The sequence below is a fragment of the Streptomyces alboniger genome (assembly GCF_008704395.1).
Classification (GTDB): Bacteria; Actinomycetota; Actinomycetes; order Streptomycetales; family Streptomycetaceae; genus Streptomyces; species Streptomyces alboniger.
Genome location: NZ_CP023695.1, coordinates 3,894,786 through 3,912,933, shown reverse-complemented (window position 1 = coordinate 3,912,933; position 18,148 = coordinate 3,894,786). Strand labels below are relative to the sequence as shown.

The window sequence follows — 18,148 nt, the reverse complement described above, 5'->3', positions numbered from 1 at the left end:
AATCCTCATAAGGTGAGCAGTATTCGAACTGTTCTGGCACTGGTACGAGGAGGACTGCGGTGAGCGAGACGAGCCCGAGGCTGCGCGCCGAGCTGGAGGGTATTCCCACCTACAAGCCGGGCAAGCCCGCCGCGGCCGACGGCCCGGTGGCCTACAAGCTGTCCTCCAACGAGAACCCCTACCCGCCGCTCCCCGGCGTCCTGGAGACCGCGCTCGCCGCGGCCGGATCCTTCAACCGCTACCCCGACATGGCGTGCACGGGCTTGATGAGTGAGCTGGCGGAGCGCTTCGGGGTGCCCGTCTCGCACATCGCCACCGGCACCGGCTCGGTCGGCGTGGCCCAGCAGCTCCTCCAGGCCACCTCGGGCCCGGGTGACGAGGTCATCTACGCCTGGCGGTCCTTCGAGGCGTACCCGATCATCACGCAGGTCAGCGGCGCGACGTCGGTACGGGTGCCGTTGACGGAGGGCGAGGTCCACGACCTGGACGCGATGGCCGACGCCATCACGGACCGCACCCGCCTCATCTTTGTCTGCAACCCCAACAACCCCACCGGCACAGTGGTCCGCAGGGCCGAGCTGGAGCGCTTCCTCGACCGGGTGCCGAGTGACGTCCTTGTCGTGCTCGACGAGGCGTACCGCGAGTTCATCCGAGCCGCCGAAGGTGAAGGGGGTGGGGTCCCGGACGGCATCGAGATCTACCGCGATCGCCCGAACGTCTGTGTGCTTCGTACGTTCTCCAAGGCGTACGGGCTGGCGGGGCTGCGCGTCGGCTTCGCGGTGGCGCATGAGCCGGTGGCCGCCGCGCTGCGCAAGACGGCGGTGCCCTTCGGTGTGAGCCAGCTCGCGCAGGACGCCGCGGTGGCCTCGCTGCGGGCCGAGGACGAGCTGATGGGCCGCGTCGGCTCACTGGTCGCCGAGCGCACGCGGGTGGTCGAGGCGCTGCGCGGGCAGGGCTGGACGGTGCCCGAGACCCAGGCGAACTTCGTGTGGCTGCGGCTCGGGGACCGTACGACCGATTTCGCGGCGGCCTGCGAGCGGGCCGGCGTGGTGGTGCGGCCGTTCGCCGGCGAGGGGATGCGGGCCACGATCGGTGAGACCGAGGCCAATGACATCTTCCTGGCGGCGGCGGAGGCGTTCCGCAAGGAGCTTTAGCGCAGACGTCCTGTAACTCTGGGTGAGGCCCGGCAACTCTGCGTGGGCCCCGGCATGCGATGCCGGGGCCTGCTCGCGTTTCCGGCGGTAAGAGGGGACCCCCGTTTGGGTGCCGATTGCCAGTACGACATAATGCTTGTGAATGTGAACGCGTTCACAAGCGCGTCCCGGTTCCTCCGGAGATCGGTGGGACAGACCGGGGTAATTGCCGCGATGACCACGGCGAGTAAGGAGAGACGCAGTGGACCTGGCTCTGGCGCCGGAGACTCTGGCGCGATGGCAGTTCGGCATCACGACCGTCTACCACTTCCTGTTCGTCCCCCTGACGATCTCGCTGGCCGCCCTGACGGCGATCCTCGAGACGGCGTGGGTGCGGACGGGCAAGGAGCACTACCTCCGGGCGACCAAGTTCTGGGGAAAGCTGTTCCTGATCAACATCGCGATGGGTGTCGTCACCGGCATCGTCCAAGAGTTCCAGTTCGGCATGAACTGGTCCGACTACTCGCGCTTCGTCGGTGACGTCTTCGGCGCACCGCTCGCCTTCGAGGCCCTGATCGCCTTCTTCTTCGAGTCGACCTTCATCGGCCTGTGGATCTTCGGCTGGGACAAGCTGCCGAAGAAGCTGCACTGCGCGACGATCTGGATCGTCTCCGTCGGCACGATCCTGTCGGCGTACTTCATCATCGCCGCGAACGCCTTTATGCAGCACCCGGTCGGCTACAAGATCGTGGAGCGGGACGGCACCAAGCGGGCGGAACTCACCGACTTCGCCAAGGTGCTCTTCCAGGAGACGACGCTGGTCAACTTCTTCCACGTCATCTCGGCGGCCATCCTGGTCGGCGGCGCCTTCATGACCGGCATCGCCATCGTGCACCTGCGCAAGAAGCGGCACATCCGCACCATGCGCATGTCGCTGCGGCTCGGCCTGGTCACCGCCTTCGTCGGCACCCTGCTCACCGTGGTCAGCGCCGACACCCTCGGCAAGGTCATGTACGAGCAGCAGCCGATGAAGATGTCGGCGGCCGAGGCCCTGTGGGAGTCGGAGAAGCCGGCGCCCTTCTCGATCTTCGCGTACGGCGATGTCGCCGAGGGGCACAACAAGGTCGCCATCGAGGTCCCCGGGGTCCTGTCCTTCCTCGCCAAGAACAACTTCAGCGCCGAGATCCCCGGCATCAACGACCTCAACAAGGAGGCGCAGGACAAGTTCGGGCCCGGCGACTACCGGCCCAACATCCCCACCGCCTACTGGTCATACCGCTGGATGATCGGCTTCGGCGGAGTCTCCATGGCCCTGTGCACGGCGGGCCTGTGGCTGACGCGGAAGAAGTTCTGGCTCGCTCCGGAACACCGCACCGGCGCGGACGACATCCCCAAGCTCATGCTCACCAAGAACAAGGAGCTGTCGCCGAAGCTCGGCGACTGGTGGTGGCGGCTCTCGCAGTGGACGCTGATCTTCCCCCTCATCGGCACCGCCTGGGGCTGGATCTTCACCGAGACGGGCCGTCAGCCCTGGGTGGTCTACGGAGTTCTGCGCACCAGGGACGCGGTCTCGCCGGGCGTCTCGCAGGGTGAAGTGCTCACTTCGCTGATCGGGTTCACGCTCATCTACGCGATCCTCGCCGTGATCGAGGTGAAGCTGCTCCTCAAGTACGTCCGCAAGGGGCCGCCCGAGCTGACCGAGGCGGACCTCAACCCGCCTACCAAGATCGGCGGACCGGGCCCGGGGTCGGGCGGCGCGGACTCCGACGACGATGCCGACCGGCCCATGGCCTTCTCGTACTGAAGGAAGGAGCGCTCAGGACATGGAACTCCACGACATCTGGTTCGTACTGATCGCCGTTCTGTGGATCGGCTACTTCTTCCTGGAGGGCTTCGACTTCGGGATAGGGGTCCTGACCAAGCTGCTCGCCCGCGACCGGGTCGAGAAGCGGGTCCTCATCAACACCATCGGCCCCGTCTGGGACGGCAACGAGGTGTGGCTGCTCACGGCGGGCGGAGCGACCTTCGCCGCCTTCCCCGAGTGGTACGCGACGCTCTTCTCCGGCTTCTACCTGCCGCTGCTCGTCATCCTGCTCTGCCTGATCGTGCGCGGTGTCGCCTTCGAGTACCGCGCCAAGCGGCCCGAGGAGCGGTGGCAGACCAACTGGGAACACGCGATCTTCTGGACCTCGCTGATCCCTGCGGTGATGTGGGGCGTGGCCTTCGGCAACATCACGCGCGGCGTCAAGATCGACGCCCACAAGGAGTACGTGGGCACCTTCTGGGACCTGCTCAACCCGTACGCGATCCTGGGCGGCCTGGTCACCCTGACGCTGTTCACCTTCCACGGCGCGGTGTTCGCCTCGCTCAAGACGGTGGGCGACATCCGGGTGCGGGCGCGCAAGCTGGCCCTAGGCCTCGGCCTCGTCACGGCCGTGCTGGCACTCGGGTTCCTGGCGTGGACCCAGGCGGACAACGGCGACGGCAAGAGCCTGGTCGCGATGATCGTGGCGGTCCTCGCGCTGGTCGGCGCCATCGGGGCGATCAAGGCGGGGCGCGAGGGCTGGTCCTTCGCCCTGTCCGGGATCACCATCGCGGCCTCCGTCGCGATGCTCTTCCTGACGCTCTTCCCGAACGTCATGCCGTCCTCGCTGAACGACGAGTGGAGCCTCACGGTCACCAACGCCTCGTCCAGCCCCTACACCCTGAAGATCATGACCTGGTGCGCGGTCATCGCCGCGCCCGTGGTGATGCTCTACCAGGGGTGGACGTACTGGGTGTTCCGCAAGCGGATCGGCACGCAGCACATCGCCGACGCCGCGCACTAGGTGAATTGCGCGCACTAGGCGATGTCGCGCACTAGGTCCTGACGTTCCTGTGGCCTTCGGGAAGGTGTGTTTCACGTGAAACCAATCGATCCGCGTCTGCTCCGGTACGCCCGCGCCACTCGCTTCTTCCTGGTCGCGGTGGTGGGCCTGGGGCTGGTCGGGGCGGTTCTGGTCATCGGTCAGGCGATGCTCATCGCCGAGATCGTGGTGGGCGCCTTCCAGAAGGACCTCTCCGTCGCCGACCTGGGCGGGCCGCTGATGCTGCTCGCCCTGGTCGCGGCGGGCCGGGGTCTGGTCTCCTGGCTGACCGAACTCGCCGCGCACCGGGCGAGCGCGGCGGTCAAGTCCGAACTGCGGGGACGGCTTCTCGAACGGGCGGGTGAGCTGGGGCCCGAGTGGTTGGGCGGACAGCGGACCGGTTCGCTGGTCTCGCTCGCGACGCGGGGTGTGGACGCGCTCGACGACTACTTCTCGCGCTATCTGCCGCAGCTGGGGCTCGCGGTGGTGGTGCCGGTGGCGGTGCTGGCCCGCATCGTCACCGAGGACTGGGTCTCGGCGGCGATCATCATCGTGACGCTCCCCCTGATCCCGGTCTTCATGATCCTGATCGGCTGGGCGACGCAGAACCGGATGGACCGTCAGTGGCGGCTGCTCTCACGGCTCTCGGGGCACTTCCTCGACGTCGTGGCCGGCCTGCCCACCCTCAAGGTGTTCGGGCGTGCCAAAGCGCAGGCCGAGTCGATCCGGAAGATCACCGATGAGTACCGCCAGGCGACGATGCGGACGCTGCGCATCGCCTTCCTGTCCTCCTTCGCCCTGGAACTCCTCGCTACGATCTCGGTCGCGCTGGTCGCGGTGACCATCGGCATGCGGCTCGTCCACGGCGAGATGGATCTGTACGACGGTCTCGTCATCCTCATCCTCGCGCCGGAGGCCTATCTGCCGCTGCGCCAGGTCGGGGCGCAGTATCACGCGGCGGCGGAGGGACTGGCCGCCGCCGAAGAGATCTTCGAGGTGCTTGAGGCTCCGGTACCGGCCGCAGGGACGGAGGCGGCACCCTCGGGAGTGCTGAGTGTGGAGGGCGTGACGGTCCGGTATCCGGGGCGGACGTCGGACGCGGTGTCCGGCGCGGCTTTCGAGGTGGCGCCCGGCGAGACCGTGGCGCTCGTCGGCCCCAGCGGGGTGGGCAAGTCGACGCTCCTGAACGTGGTGCTCGGGTTCGTGCGGCCCACCGAGGGGCGGGTGTGCGTCGGAGGCGTCGACCTCGCGGAGGTCTCCCCCGAGCGGTGGCGGGAGCGGATCGCGTGGGTGCCGCAGCGGCCGCACCTCTTCGCCGGGACCATCGCCGAGAACGTACGGCTGGCGCGGCCCGAGGCGTCCGAGGCGCAACTGCGGGAGGCCCTTCGGGACGCGGGGGCGCTGGAGTTCGTGGACGCGCTGCCCGGCGGGGCCGGGACGGTGCTCGGGGAGGACGGCGCCGGGCTCTCGGCGGGGCAGCGGCAACGGCTCGCGCTGGCGCGGGCGTTCCTCGCCGACCGGCCCGTGGTGCTGCTCGACGAGCCGACGGCGGCGCTGGACGGCGGGACCGAGGCCGAGGTCGTCGAGGCGGTCCGGCGGCTGGCCGTCGGGCGGACCGTGCTGCTCGTCGTGCACCGGCCGGCGTTGCTGGCGGTCGCGGACCGGGTGGTGCGGCTGGAGGCCTCGCGTGACGGGGGCGTGCGGTCGGTGCCGCGGACCATTGGGGAGTCTGTCGGTACGCCTGCCCGTGAGAGCCGGGAAGCCGGTTCTTACGTGCTGCCGGGCGACTGGGCGGGCGGCGCGGGGGCGGGCGGTGCCGGTGCGGGTCGCAGCGTTCTGGCCCGCGTACGGGAAGCCGCGCGGGCCCGGCGCGGGCAGTTGGCGCTCGCGCTGCTGCTCGGCAGCCTCGCGCTGGGCAGTGCCGTGGGGCTCATGGCCACGTCCGGCTGGCTCATCTCGCGGGCCTCGGAGCAGCCCCCGGTGATGTACCTGATGATCGCCGTGACGGCTACGCGTGCCTTCGGCATCGGCCGCGCCGTCTTCCGCTACGCCGAGCGTCTCGTCTCGCACGACGCCGTGCTGCGGATGCTCGCCGACACTCGCGTCGCCGTCTACCGGCGCCTGGAGCGGCTCGCCCCGGCGGGCCTGCGCACGACCCGCCGCGGTGATCTCCTCTCCCGTCTGGTCGCCGATGTCGACGCCTTTCAGGACTACTGGCTGCGCTGGCTGCTGCCCGCGTCCGCCGCGGCCGTGGTGAGCGCGGGAGCCGTCGGCTTCACCGCCTGGCTGCTGCCCGAGGCGGGCGCGGTGCTCGCTGCCGGGCTGCTCGTCGCGGGTGTCGGGGTCCCGCTGCTGAGCGGTGCCGTGGCGCGTCGTGCGGAGCGAAAGCTGGCTCCCGCGCGCGGGGCGCTCGCCACGCGCGTGGCGGATCTGCTCACCGGCACCGCGGAGTTGACCGTCGCCGGTGCGTTGAAGGGGCGCAGGGCCAAGGCAGGGGAGGCCGACGCCGAGCTGACGCGGATCGCCTCCCGGGGCGCCACCGCCACCGCGCTCGGCGCCGGTCTCGGCGCGCTCGCCACCGGGCTCACCGTCGCGGCGGCCGCGCTCGTCGGAGTACAGGCGGTGCAGGACGGGCGGCTCGGCGGGATCGCCCTCGCCGTGGTCGTCCTCACGCCGCTCGCCGCCTTCGAGGCGGTCCTGGGTCTGCCGCTCGCCGTGCAGTACCGCCAGCGGGTCAGGAAGAGCGCCGAGCGGGTCTACGAGGTCCTCGACGCGCCCGAGCCGGTACCGGAGCCCACCACGCCCGCCGAGGCGCCACGCTCGCCCTTCCCGCTGCGTGTCGAGGGGCTGCGTGCCCGGTACGAAGGGCAGTGCAGCGACGCGCCGGCGCTCGCGGGTGTCGATCTCACGCTGGAGCGGGGGCGGCGGATCGCCGTGGTCGGCCCCTCCGGTTCCGGCAAGACGACGCTCGCGCAGGTGCTGCTGCGGTTCCTCGGGCCGTACGAGGGGACGTACACGCTCGGCGGCACGGACGCGGCCACGCTGGACGGCGACACCGTGCGCGGCCTGGTCGGGCTGTGCGCCCAGGACGCGCACATCTTCGACAGCTCCGTGCGGGAGAACCTGCTGCTCGCCAAGAAGGGCGCCACGGAAGGGGAGCTGCGGTACGCCCTGGAGCGGGCGCGGCTCGACGGCTGGGTCGCTTCGCTGCCCGACGGGCTCGGCACCCTCGTCGGCGAGCACGGCGCGCGGCTCTCCGGAGGGCAGCGTCAGCGCCTCGCGCTCGCCCGCGCGCTGCTCGCGGACTTTCCCGTCCTGGTCCTCGACGAGCCCGCCGAGCACCTCGACCTGCCGACCGCCGACGCCCTCACGGCCGACCTCCTCGCCGCGACGGAGGGCCGTACGACGCTGCTCATCACGCACCGCCTCGCCGGGCTCGACGCGGTGGACGAGGTGCTCGTGCTCGACGCGGGACGGGTGGCACAGCGCGGCACGTACGAGGAACTGGCCGCGGTGGAAGGGCCGCTGCGGAGGATGCTGGAGGTGGAGCGGGCCGCGGATCTGCTGGCGGTGGGGTGAGGCGCGGCCAGGAAACCCGCCACCGGGGCCCCTTTCGGTCACCGAGCCCGCCCCCCGGGCCGGCAGGCCCGCCCTCCCCGCCGGGCTGCCTCGACTTTCCCCTGCAAATAGGACTTACTAGGCTCAAAGTCATGTCAGTACCTTCGGCCTCCGCCGACTCCCCGCTCCCCGACGGCACACCGGACCCGGGGGGCTCGGGGGAATCGGCGGCGCGGCCGACCAGCGGTGGCCTGCACGGGCTCCCGCCGGAACTGACCTCGCGGGTGCCGCAGCTGCTCGAAGCCATGCGGTCGGTCGGTACCGGACTCGAACTCCACACCACCCTCGACCGCATCTGCGAGACCGCCGCCGAGCTGGCCGACGCCCGTTACGCCGCGATCGGCGTGGTCTCCGAAGACGGCAAGGGGCTCTCCGAGTTCGTCTACCACGGCATCGACGAGCACACCGCCGAGCGGATCGGGCGGCTGCCCGACGGCCACAAGGGCCTGCTCGGCGCCCTCATCCACCAGCCGAGGACGCTCCGCCTCGCCGATCTCTCCGCCGATCCGCGGTCCTGCGGTTTCCCGGCCCACCACCCGCCGATGCGGAGCTTCCTCGGCGTCCCCATCCGCGTCCAGGGGGAGATCTTCGGCAACCTCTACCTGACCGAGAAGCGGGACGGGGCCGAGTTCAACGACTACGACGTGCAGATGGTCCGCGTGCTCGCCACGGAGGCCGGCATCGCCATCGGCAACGCCCGCCTGTACGAAGCCGCCAAGCAGCGCGAACGCTGGATCGACGGTTCCGTCGCGGTCACCACCGCCCTGCTCGCGGGCAGCGACGCGGAGGAAGCCCTCGCCGTCGTCGCCGAGCAGGCCAGGCACCTCGCGGACTCGGCCGCCGGGATCGTGCTGCTGCCCGACGACGAGGGCGGTATGGAGATCGTCGCCGTCTCCTCGGAGGGGCCCGCCGGGGCGCTCGGCATGGTCATCCCTCCGGAGAACCGCATCGTCGAGCAACTGCTCGAAGGCGAGGCCGTGTTCATGGACGACGCGGCGACCGACCCTCGCCCCGTGACCGACCTCGCTCGCCACTACGGCCCCGTCATGATGCTGCCGCTGCACAGCGACGGCCGGGTCCTCGGGACGCTCGTCACGCCCCGCGCGCGGGGGGCGCGTCCCTTCAGTGAGGCCGAGCGGACGCTGGCCGCCCAGTTCGCCTCGCAGGCCGCGCTCGCCCTGATGATGGCCGAGGCGCAGCGGGACCGGGAGCGGCTCGCGGTGTACGAGGACCGCGACCGGATCGCCAGGGACCTCCACGACCTCGTCATCCAGCGGCTCTTCGCCACCGGGATGATGCTGGAGAGCGCCCAGCGCAGGTCCGTCGTACCGGAGGTGCAGGACGGCGTCGGCAAGGCCGTCGACGAGCTGGACGTGACGATCCAGGAGATCCGCACGGCGATCTTCGCTCTCCAGCAGGGCCCCGCCGAGGCCCCCTCGGGGCTGCGCACACGCGTGCTCCGGGAGATCAACATGGCCGCCGTCCCGCTCGGCTTCAAGCCCACCCACCACTTCGTGGGGCCCGTCGACACCGTGGTCGGTGAGCTGGCGGGGAAGAACCTCATCGCGGCTCTGCGCGAGGCCCTCTCCAACGCCTTCCGGCACGCGCACGCCGCCCGTATCGACGTCGTCGTCGACGCGACGGTGTCGTTGCCCGACGGGCAGCGGGGCGTACGCCTGACGGTCGCCGACGACGGCGTGGGCATCGCGGAGGGCGGTCGGCGCAGCGGCCTCAAGAACCTCAAGCGGCGGGCCGAGTCGCTGGGCGGCGACAGCTGGTACGGGCCCGGAATCGGCGAGGACGGCGGCGGCACGACGGTGGTGTGGCAGGCGCCGTACTGACGGCCGGGGAGCCCTGTTCGGCGGTACGCGCCTGGGCTGTACGGGGGCATGGTGCCCCCCGAGTGCAGGAGTTCCGGAGGGACCGTGCCGCCGCGCGGGGCAACGATCCGTGACATGCGCCTGAGCCTCTGCCGTCCGTGCCCGCTCCTTACCGTGCCGGTGCTGCTGTGCGCGCTGCTCGGGCTCACGACTCCCGCCGGGGCCTCCGAGGGGCCGAGCGCGAGCGCCGCCGTGGCGCGTCTCTACGAAGAGGCCTCTTTTGCGACCGTCCGCTACGAAGAGGGGCGGCGGGCGGCGCGCCTTCAGAAGGCGAAGGTCCGGAAACTGGACCGACTCCTCTCCAAGAAGCGGCGCCACGTGGCCGTCCTGCACGACGACCTCGGCCGACTGGCCAGTGCGCAGTACCGCACCGGCGGCGGGCTCCCCTATACCGCGCAGCTGCTCCTGGCCGACGACCCCGAGGACCTGGTGCGGGGCAAGCAGGCCATGTGGCAGGCCGACCTGGCCGTCAACAGCGCTGTCGCCAAGACGCAGCGGGCGGCGGCCCGGCTCGCGGTCGCCCAGCGCGACGCGGACCGGGCCAAGCGTGGCCTGGACCGCCGCAACGCACGCCTCGCGAAGCTGAAGCGCGGCATCGAACGGAAGCTGGAAACGGCACAGTGGACCTTGCAGGGCGAGGCCGACCGGTCGGTCGCCGCGGGCAAGTGCCGGGGCGCGGTGCGCCTGAAGCAGTCGAAATCGTCCTCCACGCGCGCGTGGGTCACGCCCGTCAAGACGTACGAACTCTCCGCGGGCTTCGACAGCGTCGGTGAGCGCTGGGCGCGTCGGCACACGGGACAGGACTTCGCGGTCGACATCGGGACGCCGGTGCGGTCGGTCGGCGCGGGCCGGGTGGAAAGCGTTTCGTGCGGCGGCGGCTTCGGCATCGAGGTCGTGGTGCGGCACCGCGGCGGATACTTCACGCAGTACGCGCATCTCGCGGCCGTTGCCGTGGACCAGGGTGACAAGGTGCGCACGGGCCAGTGGATCGGTCAGTCAGGCACCACGGGCAACTCGACCGGGCCGCACCTGCACTTCGAGACACGGCTCACGCCCGATCACGGGTCGGGGGTCGACCCGAGGAAGTGGCTGGCGGAGCGCGGCGTCAAGCTCTAGGTACGCCTCAGACAGGGATCAGACGCGTCTCAGGACTACGAAGTCCGGTCGTCGTCCGTGCGTTCCGCCAGGATCCGCTCGATCACGACCGCGACACCGTCCTCGTTGTTCGCCACCGTGCGCCCGGAGGCGGCGGCGATGACGTCCGGGTGGGCGTTGCCCATCGCGTACGACGTACCCGCCCAGGTCAGCATCTCGATGTCGTTCGGCATGTCTCCGAAGGCGACGACCTGGTCGGGGGTGATGCCGCGCTCGGCGCAGCACAGCTCCAGGGTGCTGGCCTTGGAGATGCCGGGGCCGCTGATCTCCAGGAGGGCGCTGGGGCTGGAGCGGGTGACCATCGCGCGGTCGCCGATGGCCGCGCGGGCCGTCACGAGGAAGTCGTCGGGGGCGACCTCGGGGTGGAAGGCGAGGACCTTCAGGACGGGCTGCTCGGCGACGGCGGGGTCACCGGTATTCTCGGCGAGGAGCTTCTCGGCGGGCGCGACGCTCTCGCCGGGCTCCATGTGGAGCGGCGGGTACGTTTCCTCGTGGTGCAGTCCCCCGGTCCGCTCGACCGCGAAGGACGTACCGGGCGAAGCCGCGCGCAATCTGCGGACGACGTCGAGCGCGCACGCCCTCTCCAGCTCGCGGATCTTCACGAAGCTGTGGGTGCCGGGGCCGCCGTGCAGATCGACCACCGCCGCGCCGTTCCCGCAGATGGCCAGGCCGTGACCGTGGACGTGGGCGCTGACGACATCCATCCAGCGGGCCGGGCGGCCGGTCACGAAGAAGACCTCGATCCCGGCCTCCTCGGCCGCGGCGAGCGCGGCGACCGTGCGGGCGGAGACCGACTTGTCGTCACGCAGCAGCGTGCCGTCCAGGTCCGTCGCGATCAGCCTGGGCCGCGGGCGCGAACCGGTCCTGGCAGGGGTGGCCGGGGCGGTGGCGGCCGGGGCGGCGGCGGCCGGGGTCTGATGCCCTGGGGTAGCGGAGGTCACGCCATCGATTGTCCCGCATATGCCCGCACGGCCGTGCGCTGGGGCGCACATCTGAGTGCGGTCGAAGAGCGCTCAGCGTGACTCATGGGGCTGAAGGGGACGGTCGTAAGCTCTGAGGCATGAGCCTGCGTCTGAGCACCGTGATTCTTCCTGTCCGCCGCTGGCACGAAGGCGGCCGCGACCAGTGGCTGCGCGCCGAGGAACTGGGCTTCCACACCGCGTACACGTACGACCACCTCGCCTGGCGCTCCTTCCGCGACGGCCCGTGGTTCGGGGCGGTGCCGACGCTGACGGCCGCCGCGGCCGCCACCGAGCGGCTGCGTCTCGGCACGCTCGTGACGTCACCCAACTTCCGCCACCCCGTGACGCTCGCCAAGGAACTCATCTCGCTCGACGACATCTCCGGCGGGCGGATCACGCTCGGTATCGGCGCGGGTGGCAACGGCTTCGACGCCACGACGCTGCTGAAGGCGGACCAGGAGCCCTGGACCCCGCGTGAGCGCGCCGACCGGTTCGGCGAGTTCGTACCGCTGCTCGACCGGCTGCTGACCGAGGGCTCGGTGACGTACGAGGGGACTTTCTACTCGGCGACCGAGGCACGCAACATCCCCGGGTGCGTACAGCGGCCGAGGCTCCCCTTCGCGGTGGCGGCGACCGGCCCGCGCGGTCTGCGGCTCGCGGCCCGGCACGGCCAGGCGTGGGTGACCACGGGAGACCCGAAGCTCTTCGAGAAGGGCACGCCCGAGGAGTCCCGCGAGGCGCTCCGGGGGCAGATCGAGAAGCTCGGCAAGGCGTGCGCGGACGTCGGCCGGGACGCGGACGAGCTGGACAAGATCCTGCTGACCGGCTTCACCCCGGACCGCAACCGCCCCCTGGAGTCCCTCGACGCCTTTGTGGACTTCGCGGGCAAGCACATCGAACTGGGCTTCACCGAGATCGTCGTCCACGCCCCGATCCCGGACTCGGACTTCGCCACCGACCAGGCCGTTTTCGAGCGGATCGCGACCGAGGCGCTCTCACAGCTGAACTGATCGTCCAAGTGCGGGCCCGGCTCCGTGCGGGGCCCGGCTCCGTGTGGGCCCACTCAGCGAGGGCCGGGGAAGCGGAGGTAGCCGGGCGGGACCGCGGACGTGAGCCAGACGCCGTTGGCGCTGACCTGGAAGACGTGGCCGTCGTGGTGCATCGCGCCCGCGTCGACGGACAGGACGACGGGACGCCCCCGGCGCGCGCCGACGCGCGTCGCGGTCTCGCGGTCGGGCGAGAGATGCACGGCGTGCCGCTTCATGGGGCGCAGCCCTTCGGCGCGGATCGCGGCCAGGTGAGCGGCCACGGTGCCGTGGAAGAGGTACGCGGGCGGGGACGCCGGGGGCAGGTCCAGGTCGACGTCCACGGAATGGCCCTGGTTGGCGCGGATCTGGCCACCCTCGATGGCGAAGCGCCGTTTGTCATTGACGGCGACCACGTGGTCGAGTTCGGCCCGGGTGATGCCGAAGCGGTGCGCGGCGGCTGCGGCGAGCAGCGCGTCGATCTCCACCCAGCCGTTCTCGTCGAGGGCGAGGCCGATCCGGTCCGGTTGATGCCGTAGGTGTTTCGACAAGTACTTGGAGACCTTCACCGTGCGTTGCTCAGAGGGTCTTTCTTTCATGTTTTCAGCGTTGGACATGCTTTCAGCGTCGGGGTGATCCGTTCTCCGCGCACTCGATTTTCATCCACCCATTTTTCATCCACCATTGAGGGGCCACAGGTTTGATCCACAGCCAAGTCAGGTTATCCACAGGCTAGTTGGCGATTCTGTGAACAACTCTTAGGCTTCAGAGGGCATTTGTGTAACTATGGCCTCCTTCTTATGTGTTGCCGCAAGTGAGTCCAATGTCCTTGCCTGCACTTCGCGTTCGACGGCCGCCGCTACGAACGCCCCAGCACCCGCCTCACCAACCAGCGCCTTTACAGCGCGCATTGTGGACGCCGGGACTGTCACCATCTGCGGCTCCTCAATGTGCCGACGCGCCTGCTTTGGGTCGAGGCGCTGGCGAAGATGCCGGGTCGCGAAGAGGCGCATGGCGCGCGCCAGTTCGGCGTCGACGGACTGCTGCGCGAGCGGCCTAAGCCTGCGTACGAGGGAAGCGGCCTCGGCGGCATCCGCCTCGGTCGGTGGACTGTCTCCGAGATAGCGACCAAAGATATGCTCCGTGGTGAACTCCAGGAAACGCGAAGCTATGTGCTCGACCTGCCCCCTCAACTCCCGCAAATGGCCCGATATTGCTGACAACGGGACTCCCGCGGCATGCAACTCGACGGCCACGGAAAGCTCTTGGGGGCTCGGCACCAGAAACTCGCCGTCGCGTCCCGGCACCGGCTCCAGCACGCCGAGCGCGATCGCGTCGGCCACCGCCGCCTCGTCCTGCACGCCCCCGAACGCGGCGTCCAGCTCAGCCCGGGTGATTCGGTCCGCCTTCTCGTCCGTCCAGGGACCGTCGACCTCCGCGGCCAGACCGAGTACCCCGCCGAGGCCCCGGCCGGTGTCCCAGGCCTCCAGGAGTTCCTTGATGGAGGCCAGGGTGTAGCCACGGTCGAGCAGATCGGCGATCTGCCGCAGCCGGGCGAGATGCGCTTCCCCGTATACGTTGGCCCGACCGCGCCGCTCTGGGCGGGGGAGCAGCCCGCGGTCCTGATAGGCGCGGATCGTGCGCACCGTCGCGCCGCTGTGGTGCGCCAGGTCCTCGATGCGGTACTCCACGCTGACCGTCCTCCGTGTTGCCTTGTGCGTATTGCCTCGTGCGTGTTGCCTCATGCCCGGGTGGTGGCCGCCTGGATCGCCTCGTGCTAGGCGAGCGCGGCGCGGCCCACCGCGCCCGCCGCGGCCCGCGCCGCGGGCGACTGCGCCAGGTACGCGACGGCCTTGCGCAGCGAGCCCTCCTGCGAGGGATGGTACGACCGCCGCAGATAGCGGGGTATCGCCGTGCCGATCTCGCGCCAGGTGGGCAGCAGGCCCTTGGCGACCGCCCTGTTGTGCTCGGCCAGTGAGTACCGCAAGCGGCCCGCCAGTTGGGGATCGTGGCGGATCAGATAGGCCGTGCCCCACACCCACAGGTACAGCATCACGGGCGCCGTGACCGTCATGCCGACGATGCGGCGGGCGTACCGGGGCAGGCCCTCGCCGCCGCAGTGCTGGTACATGTCGAAGGCGACCGCGCGGTGCTCGACCTCCTCCGCTCCGTGCCAGCGCAGCAGGTCGAGCATCACCTCGTCGGCACCGGCGCGGTCGAGGCCGTCGGCGTGCAGCACCCAGTTCCCGAGGACCGCCGTGAACTGCTCGATCGCGGCGACGATCGACAGCCGGAAGCGCAGCCACTCCTGCGTCGGTACGGGGACTCCCCACGGCGGCTTCTCGCCGAGGAGTTTCTCGAAGAGGAAGTCGACGTACCGGGTGAACGCGGCGGTGTCGAGCCGCTGCGCCGCCAGGTGGTCGAGCACATGCGCGTGCTGCACGCTGTGCGTGGCCTCCTGACCCATGAACCCCTTGACGTCCCCGCGCAGCACCGGATCGGTGACGAGCGGCAGACCTTCCTTGAAGACCTTCACGAACCACCGCTCCCCCGCGGGGAGCAGCAGATGCAGGACGTTGATGACGTGGGTGGCGGTCGGCTCGTCCGGTATCCAGTGCAGCGGCGTCTCGTCCCAGTCGAACGAGACCCGGCGCGGCACGATCGCGTAGTGCCCATCGGCGGCCGGGCGCTCCTCGACGCCCGCGCCGGGCCTTTTCTCCTCGTTCACAGCGGCGGCTCCAATCGGGCGATCGCGCGCAGTGCCCTGGGCGTGAAGCGGGACATGAGGTGGGCGCCGCGGGCCTCAGGGGTGACCGGGACGACCGCCTGGTTCCGGACGACCGCGCGCAGGACGGCGTCGGCGACCTTTTCCGGCGGGTAGTTGCGCAGGCCGTAGAGCCGGGAGGTGCGCTTCTGGCGGCGCTGCTCCTCGGCGGCGTCGACCCCGACGAAACGCGACGTCGACGTGATGTTGGTGTTCACGAAGCCCGGGCAGATCGCGGAGACCCCGATGCCCCGGCCCGCCAGCTCCGCGCGCAGACACTCGCTGAGCATCAGGACCGCGGCCTTGGAGGTGCTGTAGGCGGGCAGCGCCTTGGAGGGCTGGTACGCCGCCGCCGACGCGGTGTTGACGATGTGGCCGCCCTGTCCGCGCTCGGCCATCTGCCCGCCGAAGAGACGGCAGCCGTGGATCACGCCCCACAGATTGACGTCGAGGACCTTCTTCCAGTCCTCGGAGCTGGTGTCGAGGAAGGATCCGGAGAGGCCGATGCCCGCGTTGTTCACCAGGACGTCCACGACCCCGTACTCCCTGGCGACCTTCTCGGCGAGCTTCTCCATGGCCTGCTCGTCGGCGACGTCCACCGTCTCGCCCCAGGCCTCGGGGGCGCCGATCAGGCGGGACATCTCCGCCGTACGCGCCGCGCTCTCCGCGTCCCTGTCGACGGCCACCACGCGCGCGCCCGCCTCGGCGAACGCGAAGGCGGTGGCCCGCCCGATGCCGCTGCCCGCGCCGGTGACCAGCACGAGCTGGCCGCCGAACCGGTCGGCGTACCTCCCCGTGGCCACGCTGTCCTTCGCGGGCATGCCGTCCTCGTTGCTCGTCACGAACGCGCCGATCCACGCGGCCAACTGGTCGGGGCGGGTGCGCGGAACCCAGTGCTTGGCCGGCAGGGTGCGCCGGACCAGCTGAGGCGCCCACAGCTCCAGGTCGTCGTAGAGTCGCTCGGACAGGAAGGCGTCCCCGGAGGGCGTGATGAGCTGCACGGGCGCGTGGGCGTACGCGTCCGCGCGGGGCCTGCGCAGCCTCGCCCGGATGTTGTCCCGGTAGAGCCAGGCTCCGTGCGCGGCGTCCTGGGGCAGCGACGGCGTCGGGTAGTCCCCCGCGGGGACCTTCTCCACGCGCTGGAGGATCCTTGGCCAGCGCTTGCCGAGCGGGCCGCGCCAGGCGAGCTCGGGGAGGACCGGGGTGTGCAGCATGTAGACGTACCAGGACTTGGCGCCCTGGCCGAGGAGCTGGCCGACCTTGCGGGGCGTGGGCCGGGACACCCGCTTCTTGATCCAGTGCCCGAAGTGGTCGAGCGAGGGCCCCGACATCGATGTGAAGGACGCGATCCGCCCCTCGGTCCGCTTCACCGTGACGAACTCCCAGGACTGCACCGAGCCCCAGTCGTGCCCCACCACGTGCACCGGCTCGTCCGGGCTGACCGCGTCGATCACCGCCACGAAGTCGTCGGTCAGCTTCTCCAGGGTGAAGCCGCCCCGGAGCGGCCGCGGAGCCGTCGACCTGCCGTGCCCGCGCACGTCGTACAGCACGACGTGGAAGCGGTCCGCGAGGCGCTCGGCGACCTCGGACCACACCTCCTTGGAATCCGGGTAGCCGTGCACGAGCAGGACCGTCGGCCGCTCGGGATCGCCCAGCTCGGCGACGCACAGCTCCACCCCGCCCGTACGCACCCAGCGCTCGCGGGCGTCCTTCATCCTCACGGCGACTGCTCCGGTCGTCATACGGCGGCCCTCTCCTCAGCCCAGCGCCGCACATGCGGCAGGTCGTCGTCCAGCCAGAACGCGCTCTGTTCGGGGTCCTTGGAGTCGGTGACGACCAGGATCTCCTCGAACTTCGCGCCCGTACCCCTGAATCCGAGGTGCGGTTCGACCGCCCAGAGCCCCTCCCGGGGCGGGTGGTCGGAGAATTTGTAGGGGGACCACAGCGGTGACCAGCCGTCCCGGTGGCCGTGGATCGCGTCGCTCGCCAGGCCCTTGAGCGACTGCGTGCCGAACCCGAAGAGGTGCGGTGTCAGCCGGCGCTCCTTGACCCGGTCGACCTTGTGCGCGATGACGCCGAAGGGATACGCGCGATGGCGGTTGGCGTAGCCCTGGCGGACCATGAGGCGGTCCACGTCCTCGTATATCTCGCGCAGCGGACGGCGCTCGCGCACCTCGCGCAGGATCAGCTCGCGGTGGGCCTCCAGATCGGCGAGCAGCTTGTCGTGCACGGGATTGAGGCCCAGGCAGCCCGAGTAGCCGATGTCGGCCGTGAAGCCCTTGTAGACCGGGGCCATGTCGAGGATGAAGGGCATCCCCGGCTCCAGCTTGCGGTGAGTGGGGAAGAACTGCAGCGGTATGCGGAAGTTCACGAACGCCGTGCGGTCGCCGAACCAGGCGAAGGGGAGGTGGAACCAGTCCCGCACACCCCGCTCCCGCAGCCACTCGCGCTGCATCCTCGCGGCCTCGCGCTCCGTCACGCCCGGCTTGAGCTGCGCCGCGACCGCCTCCGCGCATTCATACGCGAGGGTCTGCACTTCCTTGAACCCCCGCAGTTCCGCGGTGAGTTCGTCTGCACCTGCTGAGGTCATGCCACCGTCCGTCCCGAGTCCGGTCCATCCCGTGTCCGGCTGATCGCCGTACGCGGTCGTAACTTGACACTGATGAATGTGACAATGACCGGCGGCTGCGTCAATAGTTCCGCCCAACCCCGCGGGACAGGTCCGGGAGATCCCCCAGGGGACGACTTCCGTACGACCCCTACGG

General features: G+C 70.5%; 13 protein-coding genes. 7 read left to right on the top strand and 6 right to left on the bottom strand.

The window, feature by feature from the left end; translation table 11 throughout:
- The first annotated feature begins 59 nt into the window (after positions 1-59).
- The 6 genes from hisC (at position 60) to CP975_RS17330 (ending at position 10,593) form a co-directional block, all read left to right on the top strand.
- Positions 60-1,154 carry a histidinol-phosphate transaminase gene (gene hisC / locus CP975_RS17355; RefSeq protein WP_055526531.1) on the top strand — a complete coding sequence of 365 codons (1,095 nt, stop codon included), beginning with the start codon at positions 60-62 and terminating at the stop codon, positions 1,152-1,154.
- Between the two features lie 241 nt (positions 1,155-1,395).
- Positions 1,396-2,937: a cytochrome ubiquinol oxidase subunit I gene (locus tag CP975_RS17350; RefSeq protein WP_055526529.1), complete on the top strand. Its 1,542-nt coding sequence runs from the start codon at positions 1,396-1,398 to the stop codon at positions 2,935-2,937.
- 19 nt (positions 2,938-2,956) lie between these two features.
- Positions 2,957-3,961, top strand: a complete 1,005-nt coding sequence (cydB, locus tag CP975_RS17345; RefSeq protein WP_055526527.1) for a cytochrome d ubiquinol oxidase subunit II — start codon at positions 2,957-2,959, stop codon at positions 3,959-3,961.
- Between the two features lie 75 nt (positions 3,962-4,036).
- Complete coding sequence (gene cydD, locus CP975_RS17340; RefSeq protein ID WP_150477084.1) at positions 4,037-7,558, top strand: thiol reductant ABC exporter subunit CydD; 3,522 nt, start codon at positions 4,037-4,039, stop codon at positions 7,556-7,558.
- Between the two features lie 131 nt (positions 7,559-7,689).
- On the top strand, positions 7,690-9,438 hold the full coding sequence (locus tag CP975_RS17335; protein WP_055527086.1) for a GAF domain-containing sensor histidine kinase: 1,749 nt from the start codon (positions 7,690-7,692) through the stop codon (positions 9,436-9,438).
- Between the two features lie 114 nt (positions 9,439-9,552).
- A complete protein-coding gene (locus tag CP975_RS17330; protein WP_055527088.1) occupies positions 9,553-10,593 on the top strand; it encodes a M23 family metallopeptidase in 1,041 nt (346 codons plus the stop codon).
- Between the two features lie 35 nt (positions 10,594-10,628).
- Here the strand turns inward: CP975_RS17330 and CP975_RS17325 are convergent, their stop codons facing one another.
- Positions 10,629-11,573: a Cof-type HAD-IIB family hydrolase gene (locus tag CP975_RS17325; RefSeq protein WP_246201539.1), complete on the bottom strand. Its 945-nt coding sequence runs from the start codon at positions 11,571-11,573 to the stop codon at positions 10,629-10,631.
- A gap of 119 nt (positions 11,574-11,692) precedes the next feature.
- On the opposite strand from CP975_RS17325, the gene CP975_RS17320 reads away from it, so the two are divergent.
- Positions 11,693-12,604, top strand: coding sequence for an LLM class flavin-dependent oxidoreductase (locus CP975_RS17320; protein WP_055527090.1), 912 nt, complete (start codon positions 11,693-11,695; stop codon positions 12,602-12,604).
- Between the two features lie 53 nt (positions 12,605-12,657).
- Here CP975_RS17320 and CP975_RS17315 read toward each other — a convergent pair whose 3' ends face one another.
- From CP975_RS17315 to CP975_RS17295, 5 genes are all read right to left on the bottom strand, one after another.
- Complete coding sequence (locus CP975_RS17315) at positions 12,658-13,218, bottom strand: RNA 2'-phosphotransferase (protein ID WP_055527109.1); 561 nt, start codon at positions 13,216-13,218, stop codon at positions 12,658-12,660.
- A gap of 159 nt (positions 13,219-13,377) precedes the next feature.
- A complete protein-coding gene (locus CP975_RS17310) occupies positions 13,378-14,364 on the bottom strand; it encodes a MerR family transcriptional regulator (protein WP_055527092.1) in 987 nt (328 codons plus the stop codon).
- 32 nt (positions 14,365-14,396) lie between these two features.
- The gene (locus CP975_RS17305; RefSeq protein WP_055527094.1) at positions 14,397-15,347 is read right to left on the bottom strand and encodes a metal-dependent hydrolase; all 951 of its coding nucleotides are present in this window, start codon (positions 15,345-15,347) and stop codon (positions 14,397-14,399) included.
- The gene (locus tag CP975_RS17300) at positions 15,344-17,125 is read right to left on the bottom strand and encodes an SDR family oxidoreductase (RefSeq protein WP_055527095.1); all 1,782 of its coding nucleotides are present in this window, start codon (positions 17,123-17,125) and stop codon (positions 15,344-15,346) included. The genes CP975_RS17305 and CP975_RS17300 overlap by 4 nt, the downstream gene beginning before the upstream one ends.
- On the bottom strand, positions 17,122-17,973 hold the full coding sequence (locus tag CP975_RS17295) for a M24 family metallopeptidase (RefSeq protein WP_055527097.1): 852 nt from the start codon (positions 17,971-17,973) through the stop codon (positions 17,122-17,124). The genes CP975_RS17300 and CP975_RS17295 overlap by 4 nt, the downstream gene beginning before the upstream one ends.
- Positions 17,974-18,148 lie beyond the last annotated feature (175 nt).